Below are 15,192 nucleotides of genomic sequence, written 5' to 3'. Positions count from 1 at the left end.
ATGCGCCGGCCGGGCGTTCAGCCCTTGCCGACCAGGATGCGGTCCAGCCCGTAGATGCGGTCCACGATGGCCATGAGCAGGAAGGTGAGGAGGATGACGACGGTCGAGACCGAGGCCACCAGCGGATCGATCGACTCCTCGATGTAGTGGTACATGCGCACCGGCAGCGTCATCGAGGATGGGGTCGCGACGAACACGGTCATCGTCACCTCGTCGAAGCTCTGGATGAAGGAGATGACCCAGCCGCCGGCGACGCCTGGGATCATCAGCGGGAAGAGCACGCGCCGGAACACAGTCCATTGCGAGGCTCCGAGCGAGATCGCCGCCCGCTCGATCGCCGGATCGCTCGTCGTCAGCGCCGCCAGCACCAGCCGCAGCCCATAGGGGAAGATCACCAGCACATGGGCGCCGAGCAGCCCGATGAAGGTCCCGGTCGTGCCGATCTGGGTGAAGAAGCGCAGGAATGCCACGCCGAGCACGACATGCGGGATGATCAGCGGCGACAGGAAGAGCGCGACGAAGCCGTCCCGCCCCGGGAAACGGTAGCGCGCCAAGGCGAGCGCTGCGGGCACGGCCAGTACCATCGCCAGGCTTGCCGAGAGGACGCCGAGCAGGATGCTGAACCAGAAGGCGTCGATGAACTGGCTGTGGCGCAGGATCGCCCAGAACCAGCGCAGCGAGAACGAGGTCGTCGGCAGCGACAAGAGGTTCGAGGGCGTCAGCGACATCCACATCACCACCACCAGCGGCGCCAGCATGAAGGCGACGAACACTGTGTGGAACGCGATCGCGAAGGTTCCGTTTCGGCTCATTGTGCGAACCTCGCATAGCGCCGCTCGACGATACGGTTGTAGGTCAGCATGATGGCCGCGTTGACGATCAGCAGGACGATGGCGATGGCGGCGCCCAGCGGCCAGTTCAGCGTGCCCAGGAACTCGTCATAGGTCGCGGTCGCGACCACCTTGAGCTGGCGCCCGCCGATGATCGCCGGCGTCGCGAAAGCGCTGGCGGCGAGAGCGAAGACGATCAGCGAGCCCGAGAGGATGCCGGGGATGATCTGCGGCAGCACGATGCGGCGGAAGATCGTGAACTCGCTCGCTCCGAGCGAGCTCGCGGCGCGGATAACCTTGGGGTCGAGGCGCTGGAGCGCGGCCCAGACCGAGATCACCATGAACGGCACCGCGACATGGACCAGCGCGATGACGACGCCCTGGACCGTATAGAGCATCGGTATCGGGCCCGAGGCGAGGCCGAGCGCCGCCAGGACCTGGTTGATCACGCCGTTGCGGCCGAACAGCAGGGCCCAGCCCAGCGTGCGGACCACCACCGAGATCAGCAGCGGGCTCAAGGTGACGATCAGGAAGATCGAGCGCCATGGGGCGCGCATGCGCGACAGGAAATAGGCTTCCGGTGCGCCGATCAGGATGCAGATTGCCGTCGTCGCCAGCGCGATGCCGACCGTGCGCAGGAAGATCGCATGGTAGTAGGGATCGCCCAGGGTGTCGGCGTAATTGCCGAGTGTCAGGCCGCCGATCTGTCCAGTGTTCAGGTCGAAGGCCTGGAAACTCAGACCCGCGATCATGGCGAGAGGCGTCACCAGCAGCGCTGCGAAGACGAGCAGCGCGGGCAGGCTCAACAGATAGGGAGCGCGGCGCTTGCGGCTAGCCACGGGGCGCCTCCGGAACCACGGCGGCATCTTCCGGCATCCAGGCGATCGAGACGGCGTCGCCTTCCCGGAAATGGGGTATGCCGCGATGCGGCTCGGAGACCAGCACGCTGCCGAGCTCCGTCTGGATCGAGAACAGCCAGGAACTGCCCTGGAAGACGCGCGATTGCAGACGGCCGTCGACCGCGCCCGTACCCGGAGCCCCGAGCTGAACCTTCTCCGGGCGCAGCGCGATCAGCACGGCCTGGCCGACCGGCACGGGACGATGAAGCCGCCCGCCAACCTCGGCCGCGAGTCCGTCGATGCGCATGCGCGCGATCGAGCCGTCCACCGCAGTGACCGTGGCCGGCAATTGCGAGGAACGCCCGACGAAGGCCGCTGCAAACCGGCTCGCAGGGGCATCGTAAAGCGTCAGCGGGTCGGCGAGCTGCACGATGCGGCCGGCATCCATCACGGCGATCTTGTCGCAGGTCGCGAGCGCTTCCGCCTGGTCATGCGTGACCATGATCGTCGTGGTGCCGACGCGACGCTGGATCGCACGAATCTCGACCTGCATCTCTTCGCGCAGCTTGGCGTCGAGGTTCGACAAGGGTTCATCGAGCAGGAGCAGAGCGGGTTCTATGGCGAGCGCCCGCGCCAGCGCAACGCGCTGCTGCTGGCCGCCGGAGAGCTGGCGTGGATAGCGCTCGCTCATGGCCGATAGGTGCACGAGGTCCAGCGCCCGGCGGATCGTCTGATCCCGCTCGGCGCGGCCCATTCCGCGCATCTCCAGCCCAAAGGAGATGTTCTCCGCCACGGTCATGTGCGGAAAGAGCGCGTAGCTCTGGAAGACGATGCCCATGCCGCGCCGGTTCGCCGGCACACCCGCAAGGTCGCGGCCGTCGAGCAGGACGCGCCCGCCGCTCGGCTCCTCGAAGCCGGCAACGATGTTCAGAGTCGTGGTCTTGCCGCAGCCGGAGGGCCCGAGAAGCCCGACGAACTCGCCCGGCTCGATCGAAAGGTCGATGCCGGAGAGCGCCGTGAAGCTTGCGAAGCGCTTGGTCAGCGCCTCGAGCACGATTTTGGCCATTGATAGGAGAACTCGTTCGGGAGGTGTCCGGCCGGGCAAGACCGGCCGGATCAGGATGGCTCAGCGTTCGACTTCGCGATTCCAGCGCTGCGTCCAGGCTGCACGGTTCTGGTTGACGGTCGGCCAGTCGATCCTGGCAAGCTTGCCCACAGCCTCGTCACCGACGGCGAGCCCTTCCTTCTCGGCTTCGCTCAGCTCGGTCTTTCGATTGACGGGACCGTAGCCCGCCTGCGCGAAGATCTTCTGGATCTCGGGCGACAGCATGTGCTGGATGAATTTCTGCGCCTGTGCCGACACGTCGCTGTCGACGACCGGGCACATCGACACCATCAGCGCCGCCGCACCTTCCTTGGGCTCGACGGCCTGCAGCGGCAGCCCCTCCTTCTTCAGTGCGACGGCGCGTGAGCGCGCAACCACCGTCATCGCGATCTCGCCGCTCTGCAGGAGTTCCTCCAGCTTCGGTGCAGAGGGGGCGAAGGTCACGATGTTCGGGCGGATCTCGTCCTTGAAGGCCTTGAAGCCGGGGTCGATGGCGGCCTCTCCGCCGCCCTTGGCCCGCGCGACCATGATCAGTCCATGCAGACCGGTCGTGCTCGCGGCACCCAGAAGAGCCAGCTGGCCCTTATAGGCGCTGTTGCCGAGGTCGCCCCAGGATGTCGGGACGGGCAGTCCCTTCTCCTTGAAAATCTTGGTGTTATAGACCGGCGCCGTGACACCGATGCCGAACGCCATCGCCTGATCGGCGAGTTTTGCGATCGGATAGATGTCATCCAGGACCGGCGCCTTCTGGATCGGCGCGCAGAAGCCGAACTGCACGGCCTGATACATCGGTCCGTCATCGACGATCGCGACGTCGATCTCCTGCTTGCTGCGCTGAGCCTGCAACTTCGCGAGCGTCGCTGTCGACTGCCCGGCGACATATTCGATCTTGACGTTGTTGGCCTTCTCGAAAGGCGGGATCACGGAGTTCCGCATGAGGCGCTCGAACGACCCGCCATAGCCGGCGACATACATGGTGTCCTGCGCAAGGGCGCCGGGCGCCATCCAGCCCGTCGCCGACAGGGCCATGCCCAGTGCTATCGAGCAGATTCCATGATGTGGAGACTTCATGTCGGCAACCCCTCTCTTTTCCTGATTGCCGTCAGGGTTCCGATTGGAGGGGCTATCTGTCAATTGACGAAGTATGGATCGGTCGATCCGGATTTGATATGGGCGCAACTTTTCGTCCGGCGAACGTTGCCGTTCGCCGAGCGCCCTTCGACCGGACTATGAGGCGTTCCGTCCCGGAGTACTTTGATTTGTCGCAAATAGGCCACAAGCACTGGGAAGCCTTCAATGCCGTCCTGCATGTCGGCAGCTTCACGCAGGCGGCGCGGCTGCTGCGTACCTCGCAGCCCTCAATTTCCCGGCTGTTGAAGGAACTGCAGGAGCGCCTGGGCTTCGCCCTTTTCACGCGGGCGGATGGACGCAGCTGGCCGACGGCTGAGGCACTGGCCCTGCACGATGAGGTCGAGCGCAGCTTCGTCGGGCTGGAGCGCATCGCTGAGCGGGCCGCCCAGATCAAGGACCAGCGTGTCGAGCAGCTCAGGATCGTCAGCATGCCGGCGCTCGCCCACCAGTTCCTCCCGGCGGCGCTCGCTCGCTTCCTGAAGGAGCACCGCGGTGTCGCGGCCGCCCTTCAGGTCCAGCGCTCAGAGACGATCGCATCCTGGGTCTCGACCCGCCAATTCGACATCGGCTTCGCGATGCTGCCGATGGAGAAGCCGGGGGTCGATATCGAGCTGTTCGATCCGGCGATCGGGGTTTGCGTGATGCTCCCCGACCATCCGCTTGCGGCGCGCGACGTCGTCACTCCGCGAGACCTGCACGGGCTGGCTTTCGTCGGAAAGGGACGGGACAGCTTTGCCCATCTGCCGCTGCAGCGCGCTCTGGATGATGCCGGCTCCATGCCGGACATTCGCGTCGACACTCCCATCGCCGCCGTAGCTTGCGAGTTGGTCGCCAATGGCGTCGGGGTGACGATCACCGATCGCTTCACTGCGGGTGCCTTTACTTCGCGAGGCCTCGTCTGGCGCCGTTTCGAGCCGGATGTGCCCTATAATTTCGGCGTGCTGTTTCCCTCCCACAGCCAACGGACCGATCTCGTCGAGGCGTTCATGCACTTTCTGCGAAGCGAAAGCCTGAATTGGAGGCCCGCATAGCGCCAAGAGCGGGAGCAGGGCTGCGGCCGAGAAGCAGTCACCGGCTCCCTGAGTTTGGCCTTGCGGAGTGCAAGCGCTCACGTGCCGGTGCTGACCGACTAGCTCCCGCCAAGGGTGGCGGAGTTGCCTCTTGGGTTTTGGCGCTCGCCACGCAAACCGCGGCCATTGCGGCGCGCCATGTTGGTCGAGGCCCAGGTTCCGTCGATGAAGCCGAGGAATTCCGAAACGAGATCGGGCTGGCTCTCAAACCAGCCCTGCCGGCGCTTCAGGATGTTGGGGCGATCCTCTTCTGGAAGCTGTGCGATCTTCCAGAAGAGGCCATGGACAGCCTGAACTTGCGCGCTTTCGCCGCTGCGCTTGCCCGTCGGTCAGACATCACGTCCGATGATGCCCAGTCCTGCGACCTACTTCGCGCGACTGGGATAGTGAGACGAGAGGGCGCTGGCCAGGACCACGACGGTTGGCCGGAGGGATTCCGCCTTGTCGGTCGACCAGCGCTGGGGCGTCACGACGATGTTGACGGCTGCAGTGACCTCGCCGGTTGCATCGAAGACCGGCGCCGCGACCGTGATGTCGCCGTCGAAGTTCTCGTTGACGACCAGCACTGAGCCCGAACTGCGGATCTGGTCGAGGCGGGCATGCAGAGCCTCGGCATCCATGATCGTGTTGCTGGCCCGGCGGACGAAATTCACCTGGCTGACGAGCGCCTGCCTCCGCTCATCCGGCAGATAGGCGACGATTGACTGCCCCAGCCCGGATACGTGCCAGGGGAAGCTCGAGCCGAGGCCGACATTGGGACTGACCACTTCGCGGCTCGGGATGCGGGCGACGAGAATGACCTCGTCGTCGTCCAGCACGCCGAGATTCACCGTCTCGCCGAGCTCCTTGTTGCAGTTCAGCATATAGGGCGTCGCGCGCTCGATCAGCGGGTTGCCGCGCAGGAAGCTCGAGCCCAGATGCAGCATCCGGGCGGTCAGGCTGTAGCGCCTGGTGACCGGATCCTTCAGCAGATAGCCCATGGCGACCAGGGTCGAGAGGAAGCGCTGGGCCGCGGTCTTCTCGATCCCGGTGCGCTCGACGAGCTGCGTCAGGCCGAGCGTCTGCTCGCCCTGATCGAACGCCGCCAGAACCAGCAAGCCTCTTTCCAGCGATGTGCTGAAAAGTTTCGGGCGCGTCTCAGTCATCGGCTCCTGCCTTCCGGTTTCGCACATCGCTGCTGACGGGAGCGCGGCATCGCACGCTTCTCCCGCAGGCCGCAGCCGCTTTCTTCCGACGAACAGCCTCGCCGTACGCCCCGGTGAATCTCGTCACAGGTTCGAAGCGGATTGACAACCTCCGTCGCGGGCGCAACAGTCTATCATCTTTCACACCAAAGTATCAATTATCGCAACATGAGCCAAGACGCTAGCCACCGTCACGCCCCGGAATCCGACCCAGCCCTCAACGCGATCGAGGGAGTCGTCGGTGCCGCCAACCTGCTGGCTGCGCCGGAGGACATGGCGCGCTATCTCGTCGATGCTCGCGGCCGCTATCGGGGAGCGGCGCTGTGCGTGGTCCGCCCGGCCAATACGGCCGAGGTCGCCGCCACCGTCGCGATCTGCGCTCGCGCCGGGATCGCGATCGTCCCGCAGGGCGGAAACACCGGCATGTGCGGTGGCGCGACGCCGGGCGCGCAGGGGCGCTCTATCGTGATCAGCCTCGAGCGGATGCGTGGCATCCGCGAGGTCGACCCGGCCAACAGCACGATGACGGTCGATGCCGGCTGCCCGCTGGCGGCGGTGCAGGAGGCGGCAAGCGCGATCGGCAAGCTCTTCCCGCTCTCGCTCGGCAGCGAAGGAGCCTGCCAGATAGGCGGGAACATCGCGACCAATGCCGGCGGCACGGCCGTGCTGCGCTACGGGCCGATGCGCGATCTGGTCATGGGGATCGAGGCGGTGCTGCCGGACGGCCGGATCTGGAACGGGCTGCGCGGCTTGCGCAAGGACAATACCGGCTACGACCTGAAGCAGCTCCTCATCGGTTCGGAGGGAACGCTCGGCATCGTCACCGGCGCGGTGTTGAAGCTGTTCTCGCAACCGGCGGTGAGCGCGGTCGCCCTGGTCGCGCTACCCGATGTCCGCGCAGCGCTCTCCTTGCTGGAGCGGATTCGCCGCGACTTCGGCGAACGCGTCACCACCTTCGAAATCATGTCGGACAGCGAATACCAGCTCGTCCTGGCCTTGCGCACCGAGTTGCGCAGCCCGCTGGCCGGGCAGGCGCCCTGGTACGCGTTCATCGAGCTCACCGATGCGATCGAAACGCTCGACCTGCAGACGGCGCTGGCCGAAATACTTGGCGAGGTCATGGAAGCAGGCGGCATCACGGATGCGACGCTGGCCGAGAGTGGCGCCCAGGCGGAGAACATCTGGCACATCCGCCATTCGGTCACCGAGGCCAATCTGAAGGCCGGTGCGGCGGTGTCGCATGACACATCGGTTCCGGTTTCCCGTGTCCCGGAGTTCGTGGCCGGTGTCGAGGACGGTATCAGGACGCAGTTCCCCGACGCGAAGAGCTACTTCGTCGGCCATATCGGCGACGGCAACATCCACGCGATCGCGATCTTTCCGCGGGAGAAATTCTCAGATCCGCTGCGCTTTGCCGAGCTGGCGGGCGAGGTGAATGCGCTCGTCGACGAGGTCACCGTCTCGCTCGGCGGCAGCGTCAGCGCGGAGCACGGCATCGGTCGCAGCAACCGAGCCCGCCTGCAGCGCCACAAGGACCCGGTCGAGCTCGAATTCATGCGCCAGATCAAACGCGTCTTCGATCCCGCTGGCCTGATGAACCCTGGCGTCCTGCTCTAGCAGCGCGCCCGCGCCACCCTGCCAATTCACGACAAGGACGCCGATATGCGGCCCAACATCCTCCTGATCCATCCGACCATCCGCCCGGTCGGCGTCGACATTCTGAAAGCACGGGCCGAAATCACGCTCGCGCCGGATGGCTGCGAGGACACGCTGGTCGAGCAGCTCAACACTTCCGGCGCCGACGCGATCATCGTGCGCGTCGAGGCCGCGACGCGCCGCATGTTTGCCGAGGCGCCTGCGCTCAAGGTCGTCGGGATGCACGGCGTCGGCACGGATGCGATCGACCTGGACGCGGCGACCGAGCACGGGATCGTCGTGCTCAACACGCCCTTCGTCAATTTCAAGTCGACCTCGGAGCACGCCTTGGCGCTGCTGATGGCGGTCACCAAGAACATCATGTCGGGCGACCGCGCCGTCCGCGACGGGCGCTTCACGGAGTTCCGCAACAGCCAGTTGCCGATGGAACTCGAGGGCCGCTCGCTCTTCGTCGTCGGCCTCGGGCGGATCGGTTCCGAGATGGCGCGCAAATGCCAGGCGGCGTTCGGCATGCGCATCATGAGTTATGATCCGGTCTATGATGAGGCCGCGATGGCGGCGCGCGGCATCGAACGTGTCTCCTTCGAGCAGGGCCTGGCCGAGGCCGATTTCGTCACCATCCATGTGCCGCTGAAGGCCGATACGCGCGGCATGATGAACGCGGCCGCCTTCGCGCGGATGAAGCCGGGCAGCGTCTTCATCAATGCCTCGCGCGGACCCGTCGTGGTGCAGAGCGCGCTGATCGAAGCGCTACGCTCGGGCCATCTGCTCGGGGCTGGCCTCGACGTGCTCGACCCCGAACCGGTGCCGGCGGACGACCCGATCAACACCACGCCGAACCTCGTTCTTTCACCGCACTATGCCGGCGACACGGTCGCGGCCCGGGCGCGTTGCTCGGAGACGATCGCCGGCAGCGTGCTGGCGGCGCTGGCAGGCGGGGAGTTGGCCGGAATCGTCAATCCGGAAGTCTTGACCCGGCCGAACTACCGGCTCGGCAAAGCCCTTTCGCAAGCCGGCTGACGGCCCGGTCAAGGCGCGAGCGACAACGGAAAACAGCAGATGAAAAGCTACAAGAATCCTCTCCGCCGCAAGCTCGCCGAAGGCAGGACGACCTTCGGGCTCTGGGTGACGCTCGCCACGGCGACGATGACCGAGCTGGCGATCGAGGCGGGCCTCGACTGGGTGTGCATCGACATGGAGCACGGCGCGACCGACTACCGTGATGTCGTCGAGCACGCCCGGGCGGCCCGCGGCAGCGACCTCGCCGTGCTGGTGCGCGTGCCCTCGATCGCGATTGACTCGATCAAGCGCTGCCTCGACCTCGGGGCCGATGGGATCGTGGTGCCGCTCGTGCGCTCGGCGCGGGATGTCGAGGCTGCGCTGGACTTCGCCCGCTATCCCATGGCCGGCAAGCGCGGACTCGGCGGCGAGCGGGCGCAGCGCTGGGGCTTGCGCGTCGCGGACTACATCGCGACCGCCAATGAAGAGATCATGGTCATCCCGATGATCGAGACCGCCGAGGCGGCCGCAGCCATCGACGAGATCTGCGCCGTCTCCGGCCTCGAATTCGCCTTTGTCGGTCCGGGCGACCTGTCGGCCAGCCTCGGCCATATCGGAGCCTGGGAGGGACCGGGTGTCTCGGACAAGATCCGGCAGATCGTCGAAAGCGCCAGGACGGCGAACGTCACGCTCGGGACCTATGGCGTCGGGCCGGACGACGTCCGCTCGCGCAGCGAGCAGGGCTTCCGCTTCCTCGCCATCGGCTCGGACGCGGCGATGCTGGCCAACCGCATCGGCAACGAACTCGACGCCATCCACAACCTGATGCCGGCTCTCGGCCGGAAGATTGCCTGAGGTAGCGGCATGACGGACCTCACCCTGCAACAGACTGCCGGCACTCCCCCCAAGCTTGTCGTCTCGGGGCTGCGCAAGACCTATGGCACCACGGTGGCGCTGCATCCGACCGATCTGACGCTCCGCTCGGGTGAGTTCATGACGCTGCTCGGGCCTTCCGGCTCGGGCAAGACGACGCTCTTGATGATGGTCGCCGGCCTGTTGCAGGCCGATGGCGGTGAACTCGCGATCGATGGCCGCAAGGCGACCTACGCGCCGCCCTGGGAGCGCGACATCGGCATGGTCTTCCAGAACTACGCCCTGTTCCCGCATCTAACCGTGTTCGAGAACATCGCCTTCCCGCTGCGGATGCGGCGCCGGCCGGAGGCGGAGATCAAGCGCGAAGTCATGCGGGTGCTCGACATCGTGCAGCTGCCGCATACGGCGCAGCGCCTGCCCCGGGCGCTGTCGGGCGGGCAGCAGCAGCGCATCGCGCTCGCCCGCTGCTTCGTCTTCCAGCCGAGCCTGATCCTGATGGACGAGCCTCTCGGGGCGCTCGACAAGAAGCTGCGCGACCAGCTGCAGCTCGAGATCAAGCATCTGCACAAGTCGCTCGGCATCACGATCCTCTACGTCACGCACGACCAGGAGGAAGCGCTGACGATGTCGGACCGCATCTGCCTGATGAATGGCGGACGCATCGAGCAGCTCGGCACGCCCTCCGAGCTCTATTTCGAGCCGGCCACCGTCTTTGCTGCCGATTTCCTTGGCGAGTCGAACTTCCTGGACGGCACGGTCCGCTCCGCTTCGGCGGATGGACTGACGATCGATGCCGGCGGCGGCTCGATCCGCGGCGCTGGAGCCTTCGCGACGGGCACGGAGGTCAAGCTCATGGTCAGACCCGAGAGCATCAGGACCGCTCATGCCCCGAGCGAGGGCTGGAACGCCGTGCCAGGCACGGTGAGGGAGACGATCTTCGTGGGCGGTGTCACCCGCCACTATATCGACCTCGCCGCGGGGGGCAGCATCGTTGCGCTCGAGCTGACCGATCGGAAGACGCCGCCTCCCGCGCAGGGTCAGCGGGTCTTCGCGACCTGGCCGGTCCAGGCCACCGCGGTTCTCGCAGCCGGCGCAGGCAGCGCGCCATGAGCCTCGCCGTTTCCACACGGGACGCTGCCCGGCCAGGTTGGTTCCAGCGTTTCGCCGGGCGTTGGGGCAAGCTGACGCCAGCGCTCCTCTTCCTCCTGGTGCTGATCCTCTATCCCGTCGGCAAGCTGCTCTCGCTGAGCTTCCAGGGGCCAGGCGGCGTTTTCAGCCTGCAGGCCTATGAGCGCCTGTTCGCCTCATCCGTCTACGTCCAGGTCATGGTCGTGACGCTCAAGATCTCATTCTGGACGACGCTCGCGACTGTGGCGATCAGCTATCCGGTGGCGCGGGCCATCGCGCGGCTGCCCGGTGCGACCCGCAACCGCCTGATGTTCTGGGTCCAGCTCTCGTTCTGGTGCAGCTTCCTGATCCGCACCTTTGGCTGGATGGTCCTGCTCAACCGCAACGGCTTCATCAGCCAGACCCTGCAGTATCTGCAGATCGTCGACGGGCCGATCGACCTTCTCTATTCAGCGCCCAGCGTCATCGTCGGCATGACCCATGCCATGGTGCCGCTCTGCATCCTGACCATGGTGCCGGTGATGGAGGGGATCGATGAGAACCTCTCCAAGGCCGGGATGACGCTCGGCGGCCGCCCGGGCAGCGTGTTCTGGCGCATCTATTTCCCGCTTTCGCTGCCCGGCGTGACGGCAGGAGCCCTGCTCGTCTTCATCACCTCGCTCGGCTTCTTCATCGTGCCGGCCTTCCTCGGCTCGCGCCATGAGACGATGATCACGCAGCTGATCATCGAGCAGGTGCAGGAATATCTGAACTGGGGGTTCGCCGGCGCGCTTTCGCTGCTGCTGCTCGTCGCAGCACTGGTCATCTTCACGATCTATGACCGCTTGCTCGGCATCTCGACCCTGACCGGCAGTGTCGATCGCAGCGCGAAGGCGGGGGGCGGCCCCGGTTGGGTGGGCCTGCTCGGGCTCAAGATCTGCGCCGGGCTCGGCCATGTCTCGGATATGCTGTTCAGCGTCTTTAATCGTGTCCTGGGCGATCGCGGGACCGGGAAGCCGCGTCGCAGCGGGCGAGGGCTGGAATGGGCCGTCGTGCTCGCAATCCTGGCCTTCCTCATCCTGCCGGCGCTGATCATGGTGCCGGTCTCCTTCACCGCCGGCTCGCGGATCAACTGGCCGCCGGAGGGGTTCAGCCTGCGCTGGTACGAGAGCCTGCTGGCTTCGCCGGTCTGGCTGCAGGCCGCGACGCGCTCGGTGATCGTCGCGCTGGGCGCAGCCGCGCTGGCAATGCTGATCGGCACGCCGGCAGCTTTCGCGATCGCGCGCCAGAAGCTGCCGGGCCGTACCCTGATCCTGTCGCTGGTGCTTTCGCCGCTGATCATCCCGCGCATGGTGATCGCGGTGGCGCTGTTCTACTTCTACGCGCAGATCGGGCTGGTCGGCAGCTATGCGGGCCTGATCGTCGGCCATGCGGTGCTGGCGATCCCCTATGTCGTGATCACCGTCATGGCGGTGCTGAAGTCCTACGACACCCGCTATGATCAGGCCGCCTGGAATCTCGGGGCGCGGCCGACCCAGACGCTGCGCTTCGTCACGCTGCCGCTGATCAAGGGCGGGCTGATCTCGGCCTTCCTCTTCGCCCTGATCACCTCTTTCGACGAACTGACCATCGCACTGTTCGTGACCGGCGGGCTGACCACCACCCTACCCAAGCAGATGTGGGACGACGCGATCAACGTTGCGACGCCGATCCTGGCAGCGGCCTCCACGCTGCTGCTCGTCTTCGTCGCGGTGATCACCCTGCTGATCCACCGCCTGCAGACCAAAGAGCAAAAATGAATCGAGGAACACTCGATCCCTGAAAGCGACACCCACCAGAAGAACAGGACATTGGGGATATCACCATGAGCGATACGAGGAAGTCGGCCATCTCCCGCAGAACGCTGCTGATCGGCGCCAGCGCCGTCGCGGCTCCGAGCATCTGGACCAGTGCCCGCGCTCAGACCAAGCGGCTCATCGTTCGCACGCCGGGCGGCCCGACCGCCGAGGCGATGAAGAAGGCCTATTATGAGCCGTTCCAGGCCGCGACCGGCATCGAGATCGTGCCTGCGACCTCGAACAACGAGCCGGTCAGCCAGATCAAGGCCATCGTCGAGTCGAAGTCCAAGACCTGGGACATGGCGGCATCGCTGTCGCGCGCTGCCATTCGCCAGCTGCTCAAGGATGGCGACTTCCTGCTGAAGCACGGCCTCGAAAACGAGGCGGTGGTCAAGGAGATCCCGGCTTCGTTCCGCAACGAATATGCGATCGGCCACGGCGTTTACGCGACGCCGCTGACCTATCGCAAGGACAAGTTCAAGGAACCGCCGAAGAACTGGAAGGACTTCTTCGACGTCAAGACCTTCCCGGGACGCCGGGCGATGCGCAAGAACCCGGTCGACACCCTGGAGATCGCGCTCTTCGCCGACGGCGTCGCGCCCAAGGATCTCTATCCGCTCGATGTCGATCGCGCCTTCAAGTCCCTCGACCGGATCAAGCCGCATGTCGCCCATTGGTGGACGAGTCCGGTCCAGGCGATCCAGCTCATCACCAATGGCGAGGTCGACATGGTGCCGGTCTGGTCGAACTTCCCCACGGCCGCTGCCGAGCAGGGGGCGCCACTCGCGCTCGCCTGGCAGAATAACATCTGGGGGACGGACATGTTCACGATCCTCAAGGGCACCGACAATTTCGAAACCTGCCGGCAATTCATCCTGTTCTGTTTGCAAGGCGAGCGTCAGGCGGCCGTCGGCCGGCAGGTTGCGATCGCGCCGACCAATCCGAACGCCTTCAAGTTCATCAGCCCTGAGCGGGCCACCGTCCTCGCGACCAACCCGCCCTATCAAGCGACCGGAATCGAGATCAACGACGAGTTCTGGGCGGCCAATCGCGATGCGATCGCCGACCGCTTCAACAAGTGGTTGCTGAGCTGATGCTTCCCGCCCGCGGCGTGCTCGTGCCGCGGGCTTTTCCTGACCGGGACGATGGATATGGCTGAAGACGAGTCGATGGCGACGATTGCGACGCCGGTGCTTTCAAATGCGGTGGAGCGCCTCGAAGGCCCCTGGTCGCCGGGTGCCCATGCCCTGCACGGCATGGTGCCGCTCCGGCGCGGCGATGCAGTACGGGGCCCGGCCTACACCATCAGGCTACGGCGCGCCGCGAAGCAGGCCTCGACGAATGTCGAGGCACTGCTCAAGGCCTATGACGACGCACCCGCCGGTTCCGTCGTGGTGGTCGACGTTGTCGACGAGGTCGGTGGCGCGGTACTCGGCGACATCATCGCCCATCGCCTGAAGGCGATCGGCGTGGCCGGGGTCGTGGTTGCCGGGCCGGTGCGGGACCTCATCGGCCTCGAGGAGTTCGGCCCGCCGATCTGGTACGCGCAGGCGACGATGCTCGGCCTCGAAATGGCGGAAACCGCCACCGAGGTGCAGATCGAGCTTTCGGTCGGTGGGACGCGCGTCGCGCCGGGCGATCTCGTCTTCGCCGATATCGACGGGGCCTTCGTCGTACCGGAGGCGACGATGGCCGCGCTTACGCCGATCGCCGCCGGCGTCACGGCGCGTGAAGAGCAGTGGCATCGCAGCCTCGCCGAGGGCCGATCGCTCCTTGAGACCCTGCGCGCGCCCACGAACTGAGCAGGCGGCTGCACCGAGCCGCTCCATATTCCCCCACAAACGAGACAGGATCCATGTCGAGCGAGAAGAATGCAGCTGCGGCGATGTCCGCGGAGATCGGCACCGCCGTGTTCTGGGATGCCGCCGAGAAGATTCACGGGCCGTGGACACTGGCCCATCGCACTGTCGAAAGCGTGCGCGCGCTGCGCCCGGACGATCATGCGATCGGCCCGGCCTATACGATCCGGCTGCGCCGGGCGAGCGACAGCTCGACCAGCAACCGCGAGGATTTCCTGCGGGCCTATGACGAGGCTCCGGAAGGCGCGGTCGTCGTGGTCGAGGTGCAGACCGATATCGGTGGCTGTGCCATGGGCGACCTGGTCGCCCATCGCCTGAGCCAGTGCAAGGTCGCCGGTGTCATCATCAACGGATCGATCCGCGACCTCGTCGGCCTGAAGCAGATCGCGCCGCCTACATGGTATCGCGCGATCACCATGGCCGGTCCGATCTCGCGCGAGATCGCCGTCGAGATTGGGGTCGACGTCACCGTCGGTGGCGCCGTGATCCGCTCTGGCGATCTCGTCTGCGCGGATGTCGACGGTGTCTTCGTCACCCCCAAGGATGAGGCCGCGAAGATTCAAGAGAAGGCTCGCGAGATCGTCGCCAAGGAAGCGGTCATCAACGCCCGCCTCGCCGCCGGGGAGGATCTGCGGACGATCCTGCTCGGGCAAGCCGAACCGGCGCACTGACCGGGCCGCGACACGCGGCGGCGGGCCCAG

At 66.0% G+C, this 15,192-nt stretch carries 14 protein-coding genes and 1 pseudogene; 9 read left to right on the top strand and 6 right to left on the bottom strand.

The window, feature by feature from the left end:
* Positions 1-17 precede the first annotated feature (17 nt).
* From AC3RCC_RS23720 to AC3RCC_RS23705, 4 genes are read right to left on the bottom strand one after another with little or no spacing between them, the layout of a single operon-like run.
* The gene (locus AC3RCC_RS23720; protein WP_291636754.1) at positions 18-812 is read right to left on the bottom strand and encodes an ABC transporter permease; all 795 of its coding nucleotides are present in this window, start codon (positions 810-812) and stop codon (positions 18-20) included.
* Entirely contained in the window at positions 809-1,696 is an 888-nt protein-coding gene (locus AC3RCC_RS23715; RefSeq protein WP_492256805.1) for an ABC transporter permease, read from the bottom strand. The genes AC3RCC_RS23720 and AC3RCC_RS23715 overlap by 4 nt, the downstream gene beginning before the upstream one ends.
* Entirely contained in the window at positions 1,662-2,735 is a 1,074-nt protein-coding gene (locus tag AC3RCC_RS23710) for an ABC transporter ATP-binding protein (RefSeq protein ID WP_291636751.1), read from the bottom strand. Before AC3RCC_RS23710 ends, AC3RCC_RS23715 begins: the two co-directional genes overlap by 35 nt.
* 60 nt (positions 2,736-2,795) lie before the next feature.
* Complete coding sequence (locus AC3RCC_RS23705; protein ID WP_492256804.1) at positions 2,796-3,803, bottom strand: ABC transporter substrate-binding protein; 1,008 nt, start codon at positions 3,801-3,803, stop codon at positions 2,796-2,798.
* Positions 3,804-3,832: 29 nt separating this feature from the next.
* Here AC3RCC_RS23705 and AC3RCC_RS23700 point away from each other — a divergent pair, with 29 nt between their 5' ends.
* Complete coding sequence (locus AC3RCC_RS23700) at positions 3,833-4,936, top strand: LysR substrate-binding domain-containing protein (RefSeq protein ID WP_492256803.1); 1,104 nt, start codon at positions 3,833-3,835, stop codon at positions 4,934-4,936.
* Between the two features lie 140 nt (positions 4,937-5,076).
* On the opposite strand, the pseudogene AC3RCC_RS23695 reads toward AC3RCC_RS23700, so the two are convergent.
* Positions 5,077-5,244: pseudogene (locus AC3RCC_RS23695) on the bottom strand (IS630 family transposase); the annotation flags it as partial.
* 96 nt (positions 5,245-5,340) lie between these two features.
* A complete protein-coding gene (locus AC3RCC_RS23690) occupies positions 5,341-6,072 on the bottom strand; it encodes an IclR family transcriptional regulator (protein ID WP_492256802.1) in 732 nt (243 codons plus the stop codon).
* Positions 6,073-6,327: 255 nt separating this feature from the next.
* Here AC3RCC_RS23690 and AC3RCC_RS23685 point away from each other — a divergent pair, with 255 nt between their 5' ends.
* The 8 genes from AC3RCC_RS23685 to AC3RCC_RS23650 all read left to right on the top strand — a co-directional run bounded on the left by AC3RCC_RS23685 (position 6,328) and on the right by AC3RCC_RS23650 (position 15,162).
* Positions 6,328-7,776 carry an FAD-binding oxidoreductase gene (locus AC3RCC_RS23685; RefSeq protein WP_492256801.1) on the top strand — a complete coding sequence of 483 codons (1,449 nt, stop codon included), beginning with the start codon at positions 6,328-6,330 and terminating at the stop codon, positions 7,774-7,776.
* Positions 7,777-7,821: 45 nt separating this feature from the next.
* A complete protein-coding gene (locus AC3RCC_RS23680) occupies positions 7,822-8,835 on the top strand; it encodes a hydroxyacid dehydrogenase (RefSeq protein WP_492256800.1) in 1,014 nt (337 codons plus the stop codon).
* A 39-nt stretch (positions 8,836-8,874) separates the two neighbouring features.
* Positions 8,875-9,669, top strand: a complete 795-nt coding sequence (locus AC3RCC_RS23675) for an HpcH/HpaI aldolase family protein (RefSeq protein ID WP_291636739.1) — start codon at positions 8,875-8,877, stop codon at positions 9,667-9,669.
* 9 nt (positions 9,670-9,678) lie between these two features.
* Positions 9,679-10,797, top strand: coding sequence for an ABC transporter ATP-binding protein (locus AC3RCC_RS23670; protein ID WP_492256799.1), 1,119 nt, complete (start codon positions 9,679-9,681; stop codon positions 10,795-10,797).
* Positions 10,794-12,593: an ABC transporter permease subunit gene (locus AC3RCC_RS23665; RefSeq protein ID WP_492256798.1), complete on the top strand. Its 1,800-nt coding sequence runs from the start codon at positions 10,794-10,796 to the stop codon at positions 12,591-12,593. The genes AC3RCC_RS23670 and AC3RCC_RS23665 overlap by 4 nt, the downstream gene beginning before the upstream one ends.
* A gap of 65 nt (positions 12,594-12,658) precedes the next feature.
* The gene (locus tag AC3RCC_RS23660) at positions 12,659-13,726 is read left to right on the top strand and encodes an ABC transporter substrate-binding protein (protein WP_291636733.1); all 1,068 of its coding nucleotides are present in this window, start codon (positions 12,659-12,661) and stop codon (positions 13,724-13,726) included.
* A gap of 57 nt (positions 13,727-13,783) precedes the next feature.
* Entirely contained in the window at positions 13,784-14,434 is a 651-nt protein-coding gene (locus tag AC3RCC_RS23655; RefSeq protein WP_492256797.1) for an RraA family protein, read from the top strand.
* Between the two features lie 53 nt (positions 14,435-14,487).
* Positions 14,488-15,162, top strand: a complete 675-nt coding sequence (locus tag AC3RCC_RS23650) for an RraA family protein (RefSeq protein WP_452116829.1) — start codon at positions 14,488-14,490, stop codon at positions 15,160-15,162.
* The last annotated feature ends 30 nt before the right edge of the window (positions 15,163-15,192 follow it).

It is taken from the genome of Allobosea sp. GW823-FHT01F03 (genome assembly GCF_058798075.1).
Note: the sequence above shows the minus strand (reverse complement) of the source record. Positions and strands in the feature narration are given on the sequence as shown.